The organism is Acidisphaera sp. S103, assembly GCF_009765975.1.
In the GTDB taxonomy this organism is placed as follows: Bacteria; Pseudomonadota; Alphaproteobacteria; order Acetobacterales; family Acetobacteraceae; genus Rhodopila.
In genome coordinates this window covers 91,111-106,750 of record NZ_LMUJ01000032.1, presented here as the reverse complement: position 1 = coordinate 106,750, position 15,640 = coordinate 91,111, and the positions used below count along the sequence as shown (strand labels likewise).

10 protein-coding genes are annotated in these 15,640 nt (G+C 66.5%); 1 reads left to right on the top strand and 9 read right to left on the bottom strand.

From position 1 onward, the window contains the following. Nucleotides 1–136 precede the first annotated feature (136 nt). From GSQ89_RS06520 to GSQ89_RS06510, 3 genes are read right to left on the bottom strand one after another with little or no spacing between them, the layout of a single operon-like run. Nucleotides 137–1,075 (bottom strand): cobaltochelatase CobT-related protein, encoded by a 939-nt coding sequence (locus GSQ89_RS06520; protein ID WP_158923220.1) that lies wholly within the window; start codon nt 1,073–1,075, stop codon nt 137–139. A gap of 33 nt (nt 1,076–1,108) precedes the next feature. Further along, nucleotides 1,109–1,894, bottom strand: coding sequence for an alpha/beta fold hydrolase (locus tag GSQ89_RS06515; RefSeq protein WP_158923218.1), 786 nt, complete (start codon nt 1,892–1,894; stop codon nt 1,109–1,111). Between the two features lie 10 nt (nt 1,895–1,904). Next, nucleotides 1,905–2,981: an LLM class flavin-dependent oxidoreductase gene (locus GSQ89_RS06510; RefSeq protein WP_158923216.1), complete on the bottom strand. Its 1,077-nt coding sequence runs from the start codon at nt 2,979–2,981 to the stop codon at nt 1,905–1,907. Nucleotides 2,982–3,133: 152 nt separating this feature from the next. On the opposite strand from GSQ89_RS06510, the gene GSQ89_RS06505 reads away from it, so the two are divergent. Beyond that, nucleotides 3,134–4,174, top strand: a complete 1,041-nt coding sequence (locus tag GSQ89_RS06505) for a Rieske 2Fe-2S domain-containing protein (RefSeq protein WP_158923214.1) — start codon at nt 3,134–3,136, stop codon at nt 4,172–4,174. Between the two features lie 82 nt (nt 4,175–4,256). Here the strand turns inward: GSQ89_RS06505 and GSQ89_RS06500 are convergent, their stop codons facing one another. Genes GSQ89_RS06500 through GSQ89_RS06475 form a run of 6 tightly spaced genes read right to left on the bottom strand, consistent with a single transcriptional unit; the run spans nt 4,257 to nt 15,612 of the window. Beyond that, entirely contained in the window at nt 4,257–7,580 is a 3,324-nt protein-coding gene (locus GSQ89_RS06500) for an NAD-dependent epimerase/dehydratase family protein (RefSeq protein WP_158923212.1), read from the bottom strand. Beyond that, a complete protein-coding gene (locus tag GSQ89_RS06495; protein WP_158923210.1) occupies nt 7,577–8,107 on the bottom strand; it encodes a dTDP-4-dehydrorhamnose 3,5-epimerase family protein in 531 nt (176 codons plus the stop codon). Before GSQ89_RS06495 ends, GSQ89_RS06500 begins: the two co-directional genes overlap by 4 nt. A gap of 2 nt (nt 8,108–8,109) precedes the next feature. After that, nucleotides 8,110–9,363, bottom strand: a complete 1,254-nt coding sequence (locus GSQ89_RS06490; RefSeq protein WP_158923208.1) for a class I SAM-dependent methyltransferase — start codon at nt 9,361–9,363, stop codon at nt 8,110–8,112. After that, entirely contained in the window at nt 9,348–10,391 is a 1,044-nt protein-coding gene (rfbG, locus tag GSQ89_RS06485; RefSeq protein ID WP_158923206.1) for a CDP-glucose 4,6-dehydratase, read from the bottom strand. Before rfbG ends, GSQ89_RS06490 begins: the two co-directional genes overlap by 16 nt. Then, nucleotides 10,388–11,155 (bottom strand): glucose-1-phosphate cytidylyltransferase, encoded by a 768-nt coding sequence (gene rfbF, locus GSQ89_RS06480; RefSeq protein WP_158923204.1) that lies wholly within the window; start codon nt 11,153–11,155, stop codon nt 10,388–10,390. The genes rfbG and rfbF overlap by 4 nt, the downstream gene beginning before the upstream one ends. Nucleotides 11,156–11,163: 8 nt before the next feature. Next, the gene (locus tag GSQ89_RS06475) at nt 11,164–15,612 is read right to left on the bottom strand and encodes a Hint domain-containing protein (protein WP_158923202.1); all 4,449 of its coding nucleotides are present in this window, start codon (nt 15,610–15,612) and stop codon (nt 11,164–11,166) included. Between the last annotated feature and the right edge of the window lie 28 nt (nt 15,613–15,640).

Below are 15,640 nucleotides of genomic sequence, written 5' to 3'. Positions count from 1 at the left end.
ATTTGTCGGCTGGGGCGGCGAAGCGGGAATATGGGGTGGGGTAGATGTCGCCTCTTCATCTTCGATTAAACCACGTAACTTGAAACGACCCGATATCCCTTTATCTAATCAACAGCCTGCTGGAGAGCAACGGGCTTCAGGCGTTGGAAATCGGCGCTTCGAAAATAGCAGATAAGAGCGCACGATGAACGAGCGCGAGCAGTGACAGTCCAGCCGCTTCAGGTTCCGCTGCCTTTTCGCATAGATCTGGCTCCCGGTTATGATCCTGTCCGATCAACAGGAAACCAACGACAATTCCTGCCTCACGCAGCCGATGCTCGGTCGTTTCCAAATGCCGTGTCAGCACTTCGGGATCTTCGTTGGCGAGCAGTGTCGAATCGTCCACTGGTGCTCCGTCCGAAATCAGGCATATGACTCTCCGGTCCCAGCGCGACGGATCAAGCCGTGAGGCCGCCCATTCCAAGGCTTCTCCGTCAACATTCTCGTGAAGAATATCCGTGCGAAGCGCGAGTAGCGCGTCTCGCGGAAATCGGCCTGCGCGGTCAACCGCGCCATAGATGATATGCCGAAGCTCGCATAATCGGCCCGGGTTGCGAGGCCTACCGCCCCATCGCCAGGCCCGGCGTGCTCGACCGCCTCTCCAGTTTACTGTAGTAAACCCTAGTATCTCCGTATCTATCCCCGCTTTTGCCATGGCATCGACCGCCACATCCACGGCAATCAGAGCCGACAACATGCCCAGCCCTGCCATCGATTTTGAGTTGTCAATCAGGAACGAGACAACCAATTTTGCTCGATCCGCCGGCGGGAAATGGGCCTGCAGGTCGCGGACAAGTTTCGCGGCGGCCGCTCCTATCGTAATCCGTTCGGCACAAAATTCGCTTTCAAACCGCCTCGCGGCCTCTTTGAAGCTTTTTGCCTCGTTCCTGGTTTCCTTACGAAGGACAAACGGGAGGTCACTCGCGTCTATGATCTCATCAAAGGCCGTCGTGAAAGCACTGTAGCCGTTCACCAAGCCCTGCCGCCTTGCGAAACGACTCTTGAGACCAATCACGAAGGGAGATTTCGTCAGCATCACCGTTCTATATCAGCCGAACGGAAACCGATTCTACGGGAAAATCATCGTCTCCCGCCGGGTGATCACGAACGCCTCCCGCCGCGCCAAAAAATCCCCTACGACCTCGGCAAATGCCTCCGGCCGTTCCGCCGCGATCAAGTGCCCCGCGTCGTAGACGAACACCAGATGACTGTTCGGTAGCAGCGCTTTGTATTCACGCCCCATCTCCGGCGGCATCACCCGATCCAGCGTGCCGAACAGTACCAGTACAGGAACAGCCAACCCACGCATCCGGTCCTCCAGCGCCGCATCCTGATCCGGGCCGCGCAGCCGCCCGACGAGGCGCCGTTGCTTCGCCGCAACCGTCGGGTCCGGGTCGGGCATGGGCGCGACCCGATCCGGATGACCGAACAGGAACGGTGCCATCTCCGCCGCGGTGCCGGATGGCGGACGCATGCCTCCGGGCCGGATCGCCGCCGGCCCCTCCAGCACCAGCGCCCGCACCATGTTCGGATGCCGTGCCGCCAGCCAAAGCGCCACCTTCGCCCCAAACGAGCTACCCAGCAGATCGAACACCTCGATCCCCAGCGCCCGCACCGCGGCGGCCATCGTCGAGGCGAGTGCCTCCATTCCATCCGACTGGGTATTTTCCGCCGAGTCCCCGAACCCCGGCATCTCGAACGCAATCACCCGCCGGTCGCGGCTCAGCAGGTCGTGCGCCGGTGTCATGTGCAGCCCGCCCGCGCCGTGCAGGTGGATCAGTGCTGGCCCCTGCCCCGCTTCCATGTAGCGGATCCGGAACCCATCGGCGTCGACGAAGCGTTCGGTGAAAGACATGATCTGAACCTCAGATATCGCGCACGCGCGGCAGCACGGTGCGCCCGAACAGCGTCAGCGCGTCCATCATCGCCTCCAAGTCGCCGGTTCCGGGATCGGTCAGGGAGATATCCAGCACGCCGGCGCCCATCGCGTCGCGGCACTGCCGGATCTGCTCCACGACCCGATCGGGGCCGCCGCAGAAGCTGATTGGCAGCACGCCGCCGACATTGGCCGGCTGCCGGACGCCGGCGACGTTGCGGGATACATCGGCCTCGATCAGCGCATCGCGCAGCGCCCCGCCGATGGGGAACGGTGCCCGCTTGTCGCGCCGAGCGAGCATTGCCTCCGCGGCGTCATCGGTCTCGCCCAGGATCATGTTGGCGCGGTAGATGATGTCGTCCGGCCCTGGCGTCCAACCGTGTTCGGCGCATTGTTGCCGGTAATACGCTGTCGCTCGTCCCATCGCCTCGAACGACCCGTAGGAGACGCCGAGGCCCATGCGATGGCGGGCGGCGAACGCGCCCGCTTCGGCGCTGGTGCCCAGGACGTAGGATTGCAGCCCCGGCAGCCGCCGGCGCGGCCAGATGGAGACTGTCCGATACTGGAAATACCGGCCCTGCCAGCCGAATGGTTCAGGTTCGGTCCAGGCACGAAGGATCAGTTCCATGCCTTCGTCGGTGCGCGCCCGAGCCTCGGCGGCGTTCAGGTCGTAGCTGAGGTATTCGTTGGTGGTTCCGCGCAGCAGGCCGGCGACGATGCGGCCCGGGGCCAGCGCGTCCAGCATGGCGAATTCCTCGGCCACCCGGATCGGATTGCTGGTGGGGACGATCGGACCCAGCAGCGCGATCTTGATGGTGTCGACCCGCCCCGCCAACCACGCCGCGGATACCGCCGGCGACGGCGTCAGAATGCGCGGCGAGTAATGATGTTCCGACAGGCTGACCCAGTCGAAACCGAGCGCCTCGACGAACCGCGCCCGCTCTTCCATCCCCCGCAGCGCCACGGACACAGTGTCCAGATCGCACGCACCTGACCGCACCGGCCACTCACGCGGCAAATCGGGTGACGGGACATAGCGCCCCGTTTCGAAATACGAGATTTTCATGGCCGTCGCCTGTGCCGTCCCTAAACGAAACGCTAATAGACATTCGCGGAACTGTCGACACACCGACGATAGAACTTGACACCACCGCCCGCCAGCGTCCGATGATGGCGCTGCAACCGGCGGCAAAAGCCGGCAAACAGGGAGCGCGCCCAATGTTCATCCGCAATGCCTGGTACGTCGCCGCCTGGGCGGACGAGATCGCCGACAAGCCCCTCGCGCGGCGCATCTGCAACGAGCCGGTGGTGCTGTTCCGCGACGCCGATGGTCATGCCGGTGCGCTGCTGGACATGTGCTGCCATCGCGGCGCCCCGCTGCACCTGGGCCAGGTGACCGAACGCGGCCTGGTGTGCGGCTATCACGGCCTGACCTTCGACCGCACGGGGGCGTGCGTCCATATTCCCGGCCAGGACCGCATCCCGGAACGCGCCCGCGTCCGGGCCTTCCCCCTGGTCGAACAGGACGCGTTCCTGTGGATCTGGATGGGCGATCCGGCGAAAGCCGATCCGGCCACGATCGTGTCCTATCCATGGCACAACGACACCGAACGCTGGCCGCATAAGCACACGATGTATCCGATCAAGAGTTCGGCCATGCTGATGGTCGACAACCTGATGGACCTGACCCATCTCGGTTATGTTCATGTATCGACCATCGGCGGCAATCCAACGATCCACGTCGAGGCCAAGATGGACACCGTCCGCACGCCGCTGGGGCTGAAATTCACCCGCTGGATGCTGAACTCCGCCCCACCGCCGACCTATGTTCGCGCGGTCGGGTTCGAAGGGCGCATCGACCGGGCGCAGATGTTCGAATTCATCGCGCCGGGCTCGATCCTGCAACTCAGCGCCGCGGATGAGGCCGGGGCCTACAAGGACGGTCTGCCCGAGGACAGCAAGCTGCAATTCCGCCTGTTCCATGGCCTGACGCCGGAGACCGACACGACTTGCTTCTATTTCTGGTCCACCGCCAATGGGTTCCGGCCCGGTGACCCGGCGACCACGGAGGCGCTGTTCAAAGAAATCGCCGCGGCGTTCAATGAAGACCGCACCGTGGTCGAAGCCCAACAGGCCAGGTTGTCCGAACTGGGAGAATCCACGTTGGTGGACATCACGACGGATGCGGCCCGGATGCACATGCGTCGCACGGTGGACCGGTTGCTTGCCGAGGAAGCGCAAAGCCTGGCCGCGGAATAGAACCACGCGCCCTCGGCCACGGGCGCGCTTCTCGCCGGCCCTACGCCGACAAAGCCCCTAGAGCGTTGTTTGATCGCATGATTCACGCGCTCTGGACGTTCCGCCCAGCGCGATCATGCTCTACTGTCGAACCAGTGCGTTCGCTCGTTTGCTCCAGCGTGCGCAGCGTCAGGGCCTCGAAATCCCGCACCCACCCGCGCGCATCCCCAAGCGGCGACTGCCGGATCGTTGCCCGCAAGCCAACCCGCAACGCCCGCCGCCGCTCGACATCCGCTGCCAGGGCGACCGCCGTGTCCACGTAGGCATCCGGCGTATCCACCGCGAGATCGCGCAAACCGGCGTTCGTCAGATTGCTGAAACTCAGGCGCTCGAAGAAGGCGGGACCGACCAGGCTGACGGTCGGCACCCCCATCCACAGGCATTCGCATGTCGTCGTGCCGCCGGTTTGCGGCAGCGTGTCCAGCGCGATGTCGATGTCGTTGTAGTGCGCCATGTGCTGGCCGCGTACCGCAACGTAGTCGAGCCGGTCGGAGGCGATCCCATGCCGGGCAAAAGCGTGCGCCATGTTGTCCCTGAACAAGCCGACCCCTGCCTCTGGCCGCACCATCAGGAAGCGGCTTCCCGGCACGCGGTGCAGCACCCGGGCCCACAGCGCGATCGATTCCGGCGCATATTTGTACGGGTTGTTCATCGTGCCGAAGGTCAGCCGTCCGGTGCGCGCCTCCGGCAACTCCGGCACGATCGGATGGTCGGTAAAACCGAGCGGACCCAGGCTGACCCAGCTTGCGGGCATCTCGAACGGGCGTTCCAGCAGCATCCGCGGGTCGGGCGGCTTCAGATACGGATCGACCAGGATGTAGCCGATCCGGCTAAGCCCGGACGAATGCGGATACCCGAGCCAACTGACCTGCACCGGCGCGGGTTGATGCGCCATTACTTCAAGCCGGTTGAGATGGGTCGAACCGCCAAGCTCAAACAGGATATCGAGGTTGTCGTCGGCGATACGCCGGGCAATGTCCTGCTCCGGCATGTTGGGCATCCGCCGGAATCCGGCAATCTTGCCGGCGATGCGGCGCTGCACCGCGTCGGGTGCGCCGGGATTGAAGGAATAGGCGAAAAATTCGAACCGGTCGCGGTCGTAATGATCGAAAATCGGCAGCGCGAAGTAGCTGACAGGGTGGTGCCGCAGGTCGGACGACACGAATCCGACACGAATACGCGGACCCGGCGGCGGCCGAACAGCACGAAGCGCGATTGGCTTCGCCTCGTAGCGGTCGCCCCATTCGCGGTGGCAGTCAACCAGCGTCAGCCGGTCCTGCATCGTCTGCACGCGGCCAAGCTGCGCATGCAGCGCACCGACGACATTGCGGCGCACCCAATAATCCAGCAGGACACGCCGATCCGGGAACAGCGCATCGAACGCCGCCAAGGTATCCAGGTCGGCAACGCGCAGCAGCGCGCTTTGCACCGCGTGGGCGCTCGATGGGTGCGGTACCCCACGCGCGACGATACGGCGCGCGATAGAAGCAGCGTCGGCGATATGTTCGGCCTCACTGCCGTAACGGCTGTTCAGCAGGCTCCAACACAATTTGCCCTCGGCATTGGTGTCACCGGGGCGCAAGGCGACCGCGCGGGCATAGTGCTCGTTTGCCGCTTCCCGCTGTTCCTCCGCCAACAGCGCATCGGCGAGCGACAAATGCACATCGGCATTCTCCGGCGATTGCGCCACAAGCTCGCGCAGCAGCGCGGCAGCCTGCCTGGCGTGCCCAGACAGGCGCAGCATCTGCGCCTTGATCAGCCGCGGCTCCACGTCGTCGGGCCGGTCCGCGATGACGGTGTCCAGGTCCACCAGCGCCTGGTCAACCCGCCCCGCCGTGTAATGGGCTCGGGCGCGGTCACGCAGCGCACCGGGGACTTCAGTCGCAACGGCCGCGTTTAACCGGACCATAGCCTCCGTATCGCGCCCGGCGCGCGAAAGCGCGTTGCCCAGAAGCCGCAGCGTGTCGACCCGATCGGGCGCGACGGCCAGCCCACGCGCATAGGCGTCCACGGCAGCGTCCGTCGCTTCCATATCGAGATGCACATTGCCGAGGTTGATCCAGGCGGTTTCGCTGTCCGGGTCGAGTTCAGCCGCCCGCTCCAGACACAAGCGAGCACGGGCGAAATCCCCAAGCTGGCGGTGCAACACGCCCAGCAAGTTCAGCGCCGGCGCATGGTCCGGCTGTCGCGCCAGCACGGCCTCAGCCGCCCTAAGGGCTTCGTCCCGCCGATCGGCGCGGAAGAGACGGACGGCGGCTTCGTAGTCGGGGGAAAGAAGACGGGGGCTCTGCCCCCTTGGTCCGCTTTGCGGCCCAAGCCCGCCAAGGGCCGGGGCCCTTGGAACCACTGATGAAGGGTGTTGGGGGGGAGGGGGCGACTCAGGTGTTGCAACCCGCGCTGTCCCCCCCTCCCCCCCAACACCCTTCATGAACGGGATCAAAGGGGCCGTGCCCCTTTGCGGGTCCAGGGCGGCGCCCTGGCCTTCCTGCCCTGACCACAGCGCCGCCAGCCCATCTTCCAGCCCGATCGACGGCACGAACCCCGTCGCACGCAACTTTGTCGTATTGGCCAGCATCGCCAGCGGTTCGGTTGTCGGCCTTGTGGATTCGGCCTGTAGTTTGGGCCGCCCCGCCAGCCGCGCCGCAAGGCCGGCAATCGTCCCGATCGTAACGGGCTGGCCGGACGCGACATTGACCGAACCGGTGATCGAGTTCCCCAGCAAATGCGCCAGCGCTCGGCCGGCATCGGCGACGTGCATGAAATCCCTGGCGGCTTCGCCTGGCCCGATCTCGCCCCGCCGCCCCTCGCGCAACGCCCCCAGCAGGCCGGGCACCAGCCGGGACGGTGCTTCATACGGCCCGTACAGATGAAACAGACGCGCCCAGACCAACCCAATGCCTGCCTGGATGGCAAAGGCCGCCATCAGCCGGTGCAGCGAGTCCTTCGCGGTGCCGTACAGCGTTCCGGGACGGCACAGATCGTCCTCCCGCCAGGGCCGAGCCGGCAGGGAGCGCCAATCATATTCCGCGCAGCTTCCCACCATCAGCATGCGCCGCGCGCCCCGATCCGCCGCCAGGCGCGCCAGATCGAGGGAAGCCGCGACCCAGTCGAGGTTTAGCGGTGACGTCCAATAAGCGCCGTGCCCGGTCACCCAGGCGCAATGCAGCACGGCGTCCGGCCGCACCGCCGTCACCAGTTGGCGCCGCGTCCCCTGCTCCAGCAGATCGGCACGATACCAGCGCGCACGCGGGTCGGTCACCGTATTGCCGACGGCATGGACCTCATACGACAGATCGAGCAACGGCCCGATCACCTGCCGACCGACAAAGCCCGACGCGCCCGTCAACAGTACCCGCGGCGCGTTCACGGTACGAAATCCGGCCAGGCGGCGTCGCGGTCCGACATCACCGCCGGCTGCGAAGGCCATGGGATCGCGAAGGCCGGATCGTTCCAGCGCACCCCGCGCGCACTCGCCTGATCGTAATCGCGGTCGATCTGATACAACACGGCCGCGTCGTCGGTCAGCGTCAACAGGCCGTGCGCGCAACCGCGCGGCACCAGCAGCCCCCGCCCGTTCGCCGCGGTCAGCTCAGTGCTGAAGGCACGCCGGAAGGTGGGCGACTCCGGTCGCAGATCAAGCGCCACGTCGAACACCGCACCGGCGATGCAGTGGACGATTTTAGTCTCGGCGGACGGTGCGACCTGGAAGTGCAGGCCACGCAGGGTGCCACACCGCGAGGATCGCGACAGGCTGGTCTGGACAGGCGCAAAGGCAATGCCGTTCGCGGCCAGGGTTGTGACACAGGACAACCGAACAAAGCTGCCGCGAGCATCTTGGGCCGCGTCAGGCTGCAGCAGGACGACGCCGGGCAGAAGGGTCTGCACCAACCGCATCGTCAGGCCGCGATGACGCGCAGGACCGGTGACGGAATGACGAACTGACCACTCCAGGCACCGATGAAGCGCGTCGCCTCCATGATCTCATCGGCGATGTTCCAGGGCAGCACCAGCAGAAAATCCGGCCGAACCGCCTTCAGCCGATCGGGAGCGACGATCGGAATGCGGCAACCGGGCATCCGATACCCCTGCTTCAGCGGGCTGGCATCGGCAACGAAAACGATCGTCTCCGAATCGGCACCGGCGGCGTTCAGCAGCATCGTGCCCTTCGCCGCCGCACCGTAGGCCGCGACGACGGCGCCATCCGCCCGAGCCTGATCGAGGAACGCGCGTAGTCCACCGACCACGCGCGCCGCGGCGTCCGCCAGGATCCGGTAGCTTTCGGGCCGATGCAATCCGGCGTCGATCTCCGCCTTGATGACCTGGTCGAGCGCGGGGGTCGCCGGACGTTGGCCCGTGCCGGCATGCTGGGCGAGCAGTCGCAGGCTTCCACCATGGGTTGGCAGCGTCTCCACGTCGAACACGGCCAGCCCGACCGCCGCCAACACCTTCCGCAGGACAAGGGCGGAGAAATAGAAGACGTGCTCGTGGTAGATCGTATCAAACTGCGCGCCTTTCAGCATCGCCAGCACATGCGGTACCTCGATCGACAGCACCCCGGCGGGCTTGAGCGCCCGGGCGAAACCACGGACGAAATCCATCAGGGCCGGCGCATGCGCCAGGACGTTGTTGGCAACCAACAAATCAGCCTGCCTGCCGCCCGCCGCCAGTTCGGTCGCCGTCCGTTCGCCGAAGAACGCGGTCAGTGTCGGGACACCGCGGCGCCGCGCCTCGGCCGTCACGTTGGCCGCCGGGTCGATCCCCAGGATCGGAATGCCACGCCCGGCGAATGCGCCCAGCAGGGTGCCGTCGTTGCTGCCAACCTCCATCACAAGGCTTTCGGCGGTCAATCCGAACCGATCCACCGCCATAGCCGAAAACCGGGCGGTGTGGTCGCGCCAGAATGCCGAGACCGAAGACATATAGCTGTATTCGGTAAACATCGCGCCCGGGTCGGCCGCCTGTTCCAACTGAACCAGCAGGCAGGCCGAACAGACCATGACGCGCAGTGGAAAACGCGGATCGGGCACATCGGGCGCATCCATCGACACCAGGCTGTTGGCGAGCGGCTGGTCGCCGCAGTCACACGCCTCGCAGGTCAGGCCGGCGGCGCAGAAGCGGCAGGCAACTTGTGGCGTCATGACGTCAGCCATGCCTCGATCTGGGCATGCCCCACGCGGTGCATGTCCCGGTTGGCCCATGCCGCCTGATGCCATGCGGCGATCCAGGCAAGCGCCTGGTCGATATCCGTCGTCGTCCGCCAACCCAGCGTCCGCCACGCTCGGGCGGGGTCCAGACGAAGCGTCGTGGTCTCGGCGAACGAAGCCTCGCCCTGCCGCCAGCCGCGGGTCGAGCCAAGTGCGTGTTGCAGCCGCCGGGTCAGTTCCACCGCGGTCAGGACATCGCCGGCCTCCGGTCCGAAGTTCATCGCCGGCGGCGCGTTGTCGTGGAACAGTGCCTGGGCATAGAGCAGGTAGCCCGCCAGCACGTCCAGCACGTACTGCCACGGCCGCACCGCCTCCGGTCGCCTGAGCATCATCGGGACGTCCGCGCGATGGGCACGGATCACATCCGGCGCCAGCCGCCCAGCCGCCACATCGCCGCCACCCAGCACGTTGCCCGCTCGCGCCGCCGCCGCGACACAGCCGTTTTCCCGCAGCCGCTCCCGCCAGCATGCGACCACATGTTCCGCCGCCGCTTTAGACGCACTGTAGGGATCGGTGCCGCCAAGCGGACTGTCCTCATGGAACGGACCACCGCCGGGGTCGGGGCGATAGACTTTGTCGGTCGTCACCATCAGCGCCACCGCGGCTGGCGCCGCATGCAGTGCCTCCAGCAGGTTGGCGGTCCCCATCACGTTCGTGGCGAACGTCTCCAGCGGATGGGCGTGACCTTCGCCAACCAGCGCCTGCGCGGCGAGGTGCAGCACGATCTGGGGCCGCGCCTGCCGCACGACGTCAAGCACCGCGTCGGCATCACGCATGTCGGCGATATGGCTCTCCACCGGTGGCCGCATCGCCTCAAACGCACCGTCCGGTTCGGCGGGTAACGCAAGGCCACTGACACGCGCGCCGAGGTGATCGAGCAACAGGCATAGCCAGGCACCCTTGAAGCCGGTGTGGCCGGTCACCAGAACGCGTTTTCCGGTCCAGAAGCTGGGGTCCGGACGACTTTGGATCATTCCCAGAGCTTCCACGGCGCCGCGCCGGAGTCCCACAACGCGTTCAGGGCAATTTTCTCGCGCAACGTGTCCATCGGCTGCCAAAACCCATCGTGCGTGAACGCGCCCAACTGCCCCTCCCTCGCCAGGGTTTGCAAGGGCTCCTGCTCGAACACCGTCGCGTCGCCCGCGATCAGGTCCAGCGCTTTCGGCTGCAACACAAAGAAGCCACCATTGATCCAGCCCTCGATCGGCATGTCGGTGAAGGTGGCGACGCGGTCGCCGTCAAGCCGCAAGCCGCCGAAGCGTGGCGGCGGGCGCACCGCGGTGACGGTCGCAAGGCGGCCTTGTGCGCGATGAAACGCGATCGCGCGGGCGATATCGATATCGCCAAGACCGTCGCCATAGGTCATGCAGAACGGCTCGTCCGGCGGCAGGTAAGACGCGACACGGCGGATGCGGCCGCCCGTCTGGGTCGCGTCCCCCGTGTCGATCAATGTCACCCGCCAATCTTCGCCGGTATGATTGTGGAAATCGATCCGATTGGCGCCGAGATCGACCGTCACATCAGACCGGTGCAGCAGGTAGTTGGCAAAATACGCCTTGATGACGTGGCCCTTGTAGCCGAGGCAGACAACGAAGTCGGTCAGGCCGAAATGCGCGTAGAGCCGCATGATGTGCCACAGCATCGGCCGGCCGCCGATTTCCACCATCGGCTTCGGGATCGTGGCGGTTTCCTCCGACAACCGTGTGCCACGGCCGCCAGCCAGGATAACGACTTTCATGGCCCCCCTCACGCCACCGCCGCGACATCTCCCTCATCGACATACATTGCCGTCGCCCCCAGATGCAGCACCACTTCGCACGCCCCCCCGAACCCATCGAACATCGCCCCCGGCAGCATCGCGTCCCCATCCGTCCAGCGCAACCCGGTCCCGGGCTCGAACGCGTGGAACCCGTCCGCCAGCAACGGGTCGTCCCCCCGGACCACCCGGAACCGCGTCCCCTGCCGCACCACCACACACCGCAGCGCAACCCCCAGGCACCGCGGGTCCCGTGCCAGACCCAACTCCTGCGGCACCGCCGCACGCGACACCAGCCGCACGGGGGATGCCCCGCTGGAAACGCCGAATACCAGCACACCCCCCATCTGCGCCGAAGCCTCCACCCGCACCCCGTCCACCAGCAGATGCACATCCGCATTCTGCGTCAGCGGCACCGACGGCCTCGGGCCGCACCCCTCCAGCAGCCGCCGCCACACCGCATCCACCACCGCCCCCCCGGTCAGCACCGGCGCACACGGCGTTTTCGCCGGCTGGTCCCAGCCGCTGTTGGCGTTCTGGAACAGCCAGCGGTTGCCGTCGTCGCGGTAACTCTCGGCTGGTGCGCCGTTCGCCACCAGCACGTCATGCGTCTCCAGTTCAACGTGGTAGACCGACATCTCCTGCGCCCGGTCGTCCCACAGGATCGAGCGGTGATTGACCAGGAATTCCACCGGGATCAGCACCCCGTCCACGAAGAACGAGTGCCCCTTGGTCACAAACAGATCCGTATGCGGCACGTTCGGCCCCAGCGCCCCCTTGCGCACGATCACCGGCGTCGCCGGCCCTCGCCGCCCCCGCGTCGCCAGCACCCGCCCGTGGCCCACCCACACCACCGGCCGCACCGCGCCCGACGCCGTCCGCACCCGGTCGCCAACCGCCAGCCGCTCCACCGGGGTCTGCCCGTCCGGTGTCCCGATCAGCGTCCCCGCCAGGAAGCACAGCACGGTGTCCACCAGTGCCCCCGCCGTGGTGAATGCCGCCTGCGCCAACGCCGCGTTGGCGAACGCCAGCGTCCCCAGCGTGCCGCCGGTCCCGATCACCGACACCACCGACCCGTTCTGCTGGAACGTCGCCGGCCCCGGCGTCTCCACCTCGATCGTGTCACCGGCCACGAACGATGCGATGGTGCCGCCGAACCCGCCGATGTCGTCCAGCCGCAGCACCCCCGAAGCACCGGCGAACGCCACGTCGATCACGCTGTCGTTCACGATGTAGCTGTCCGGCGTCGACAGGTCGTCCTGGAACGTCGTCGTGGCCGCGTTCAGCACCGGGTCCAGCAGCACCATCGTCGAGCCGGTGCCGACCAGCAGGATCCCCGGCCCGCCGGCATCCGGCTGTGGCGTGCCGTTCTCCGACCAGGTGCCCCCGCCCACCACCGTCCCGGCCACCGTCAGCGTGGCACCGCCGATCCCCTTGCCGACTTTGGACGCGATCGTGCCCTCGTTGATGATGAACCCCAGCCCGCTGGGATCGACTCCTCCGACGCCGCCGTTGCCGCTTTGCAGTTCTGAGGCGTTGATGATGTCGACCAACGGATCCAACGTGCCGCCTTCCAGCACCACCTGGCCGTTGCCGTCGATCACCCCGGCGTTCACGAACGCCCCGGGGCCGACGGTCACGTCGCCGTAGCCAAGCGCGGTGCCGATGTCCAACAGCCCGGTTTGCAGATAACTGCCCTCGCCGGACACCACCAGGGCGCCGGATGCGTCGCCCAGCGAGCCGATGGTCAGCGTGCCGGCCGAGACGGTGGCGCCGTCGAGGATCGACAGCACGCCGGTGCCGTCGTCGGCGATCGTGGCGGCTCCGGTCACGGTCAGGTCCGAACCGGGGCCGGTGACACTGACCTGGCCCACCGCGTCCTGCATCAGGGCGGCGTCGAGGGTGCCGACGGTGACTGTGGCGCCGCTGCCGATCGACAGCGCGCCGGCGCCGCTGGAACCCACTTCCAGCAACCCGCCGACCTGCCAGTCCGACCCCGTGCCGGTTACGTTCACCGATGAACCGGAGGCGGAGGCCGTGGCGGCGATGACTGCGCCGTCGAGGCCCGCGACCGTGCCGGGGGTGGTGATGACGGTGCCACCGGACTGGATCGACAGGCTGCCCAGGCCGGCGTCGCCGACAATGAACGCACCGGTGTTGGACAACAGGGATTGCACACCGGTCACCGTGGCCTCGCCGGAGCCTGTGGCGAGTTGTCCGACGTCGAAGCCCTCGGACTTGTCCACGGTGTTGTTGCCGGTGATGACGGTCGCCTGATTTTCGATCAGCAGCGATCCGTCGCCACCGAAGCCAACGCTCAACTGTCCGGTGGATCGGACCTGCGATCCGAAGTCGGAGACCGTCAGCGCGCCGGTGGCCCCGGCGGCACCGCCAATGGTGATCGCCTCGTCGGCGGCGAAGCGGGTGCCGGCCAGGACCGTGCCGCCCTGGTTGACCAGGGCGGAACCCTCATCTGATGATCCGATCGCCAACTGATCGCCGCCGGTGTTTACCGTCGCGCCACTACCTGTCACGTTCAGCGTGGCATCCGAACCGCCACCGACCTGGATATCGGCGGTGCCCGCGGCGGAAATGCCCCCACCATCGGCCATCAACAGCCCGCCGGCACCAATGGTGATGATGCCCGTGTCCGCCACCTGACCGGTCGTCGCGGTCAGGGTGCTGCCGCCAATGGAAAGACTGCCGCTGTTGGTCAGCAAACCAGTCACGGTCACCGCGCCGGCTGAAACGCCAAGCGCGCCGGCATTATCCACCGTGTCCAGCGTGCCGGGTGCGGCGATGGTCCACGACGCCCCCGCATCCACCGCGATGGTGCCAATAGCACTGAACGCGAAACCACCGGCACTGTCGGTCACGGTGCCGCTATTGCCCGCAAGTCCGCTCAAGGTTCCCTGTGTACCGCCGGCCAATTCCAGCGTCGTGTTGCTGCCCGCCGTTTCGCCGCCGACCACACCGCCGACGAACGCCCCACCCGCCTCCAGCACCAGCCGTTCGGTGCCGGTGCCAAACAGCACCGCGTTGCCGCTGCTGCCGCTGGTGCTTTCGATCAGCCCGTCATTGGTGAGCGTCCCGACCGCCTCGGTCGGGCCGCTTTGGAAGTCGACCCCCACCAAGCCGGCGATCGTGCCGTCATTCAGCACGACGGCGCCTGTGCCGGGGACATCGGCCGCAATTCGCACGCCGTCAAACGGACCCGAGATCGTCGCGGCCGCCGCGTTGACGACGGTGCCTCCAGCGGCGAGATCGACACCGAACCCTGCCGCGGCTGTCGCCTGAACGGTACCGAGATTGGTGACGAAACCGGCGCCGTTCTCCACCGCGACGCCCCAGTCCAATCCGCCGATCAGCGCCGTGGTCGCCAGGTTTTCGATTGTGCCGCCGGCGAAGAGAAAAGCACCGATCACGGACTGCGTCGCGCCGCCGGCGTCGCCCACGGTCCCGTAATTCTGCAACGATCCGGGTCCGGACAGCAGCACGCCGTAAGCCGCACCGCCGATCAGCGCGGCGGAATCGGACGTCGCGCCATTCGTGACCGTTCCGCCAAACGTGAGGTAAACGCCGGCGCCGTTCCCACCGATGATGCTGCCGAAATTCGCCACGGTGCCCAGGCCGAAGTTGACCGAAACACCGTTGCCCGAAGGACCGCCATCGATCAGCGCCGATTCGACGCCGATCTGACCGTTCGTTACCAGACCGGAGCCGATATCGACCGCGTCCGACGTGCCGCCAAAGATCGAGCCATCGTTGTTGACGACGCCCGCCCCCTGGATCATCACACCGTTCTGGCCGCCCGACAGCAGGGCGAGGGCGTCGCCGATCTGGCCGTTATCCACAGTGCCCGCGCCCATGGACACGGCGGCGCTGGTCGGACCCGTGCCGACGATCGTGCCGCCATTCTGCACGAGGCCAGAGATCCCGATATCGATCCCGTCCGGAACACCCTCGATCTGTGCCGACGGCGATCCGTTCCAGCCGTTCTGCACGGTACCGGTGTTGAACTCGATTGCGGCGTAGGTTCCGCCGGACTGGATGATGCCGTTGTTGATCGCGCTGTCGCCGGCATCGCCCACCGTGCCGAGCACCGTACCGGAAAACAGCCCCGCGACGGTGGTACCACTGGTGATGACGAGTGCGGGATTCTCCAGCACGCCATTGTCCAAGGTGATAGTGCCAGTGAGATTGAGGTCGGTGACGACCGTACCGGTAACCGTGAACGCCGGCACGATGAACGGGAAGGACCCTTCCAGTGTGACGCTGGACCCCGCCTCAAGGCTGACGCCGGCGGTCAGCGAGACACCGGCCGTCATCGCGATGGTGTACGCGGTGTTGATCGCCGCATCGGTGCCGCCGGTGCTGATTTCCTGCAGGACCGTGGTCAGGCTGCCGGCGTTGCCGACATTGAATGTGGTCTGGACCATTATACCCTGGCTCCCCACGGCGCTTTCG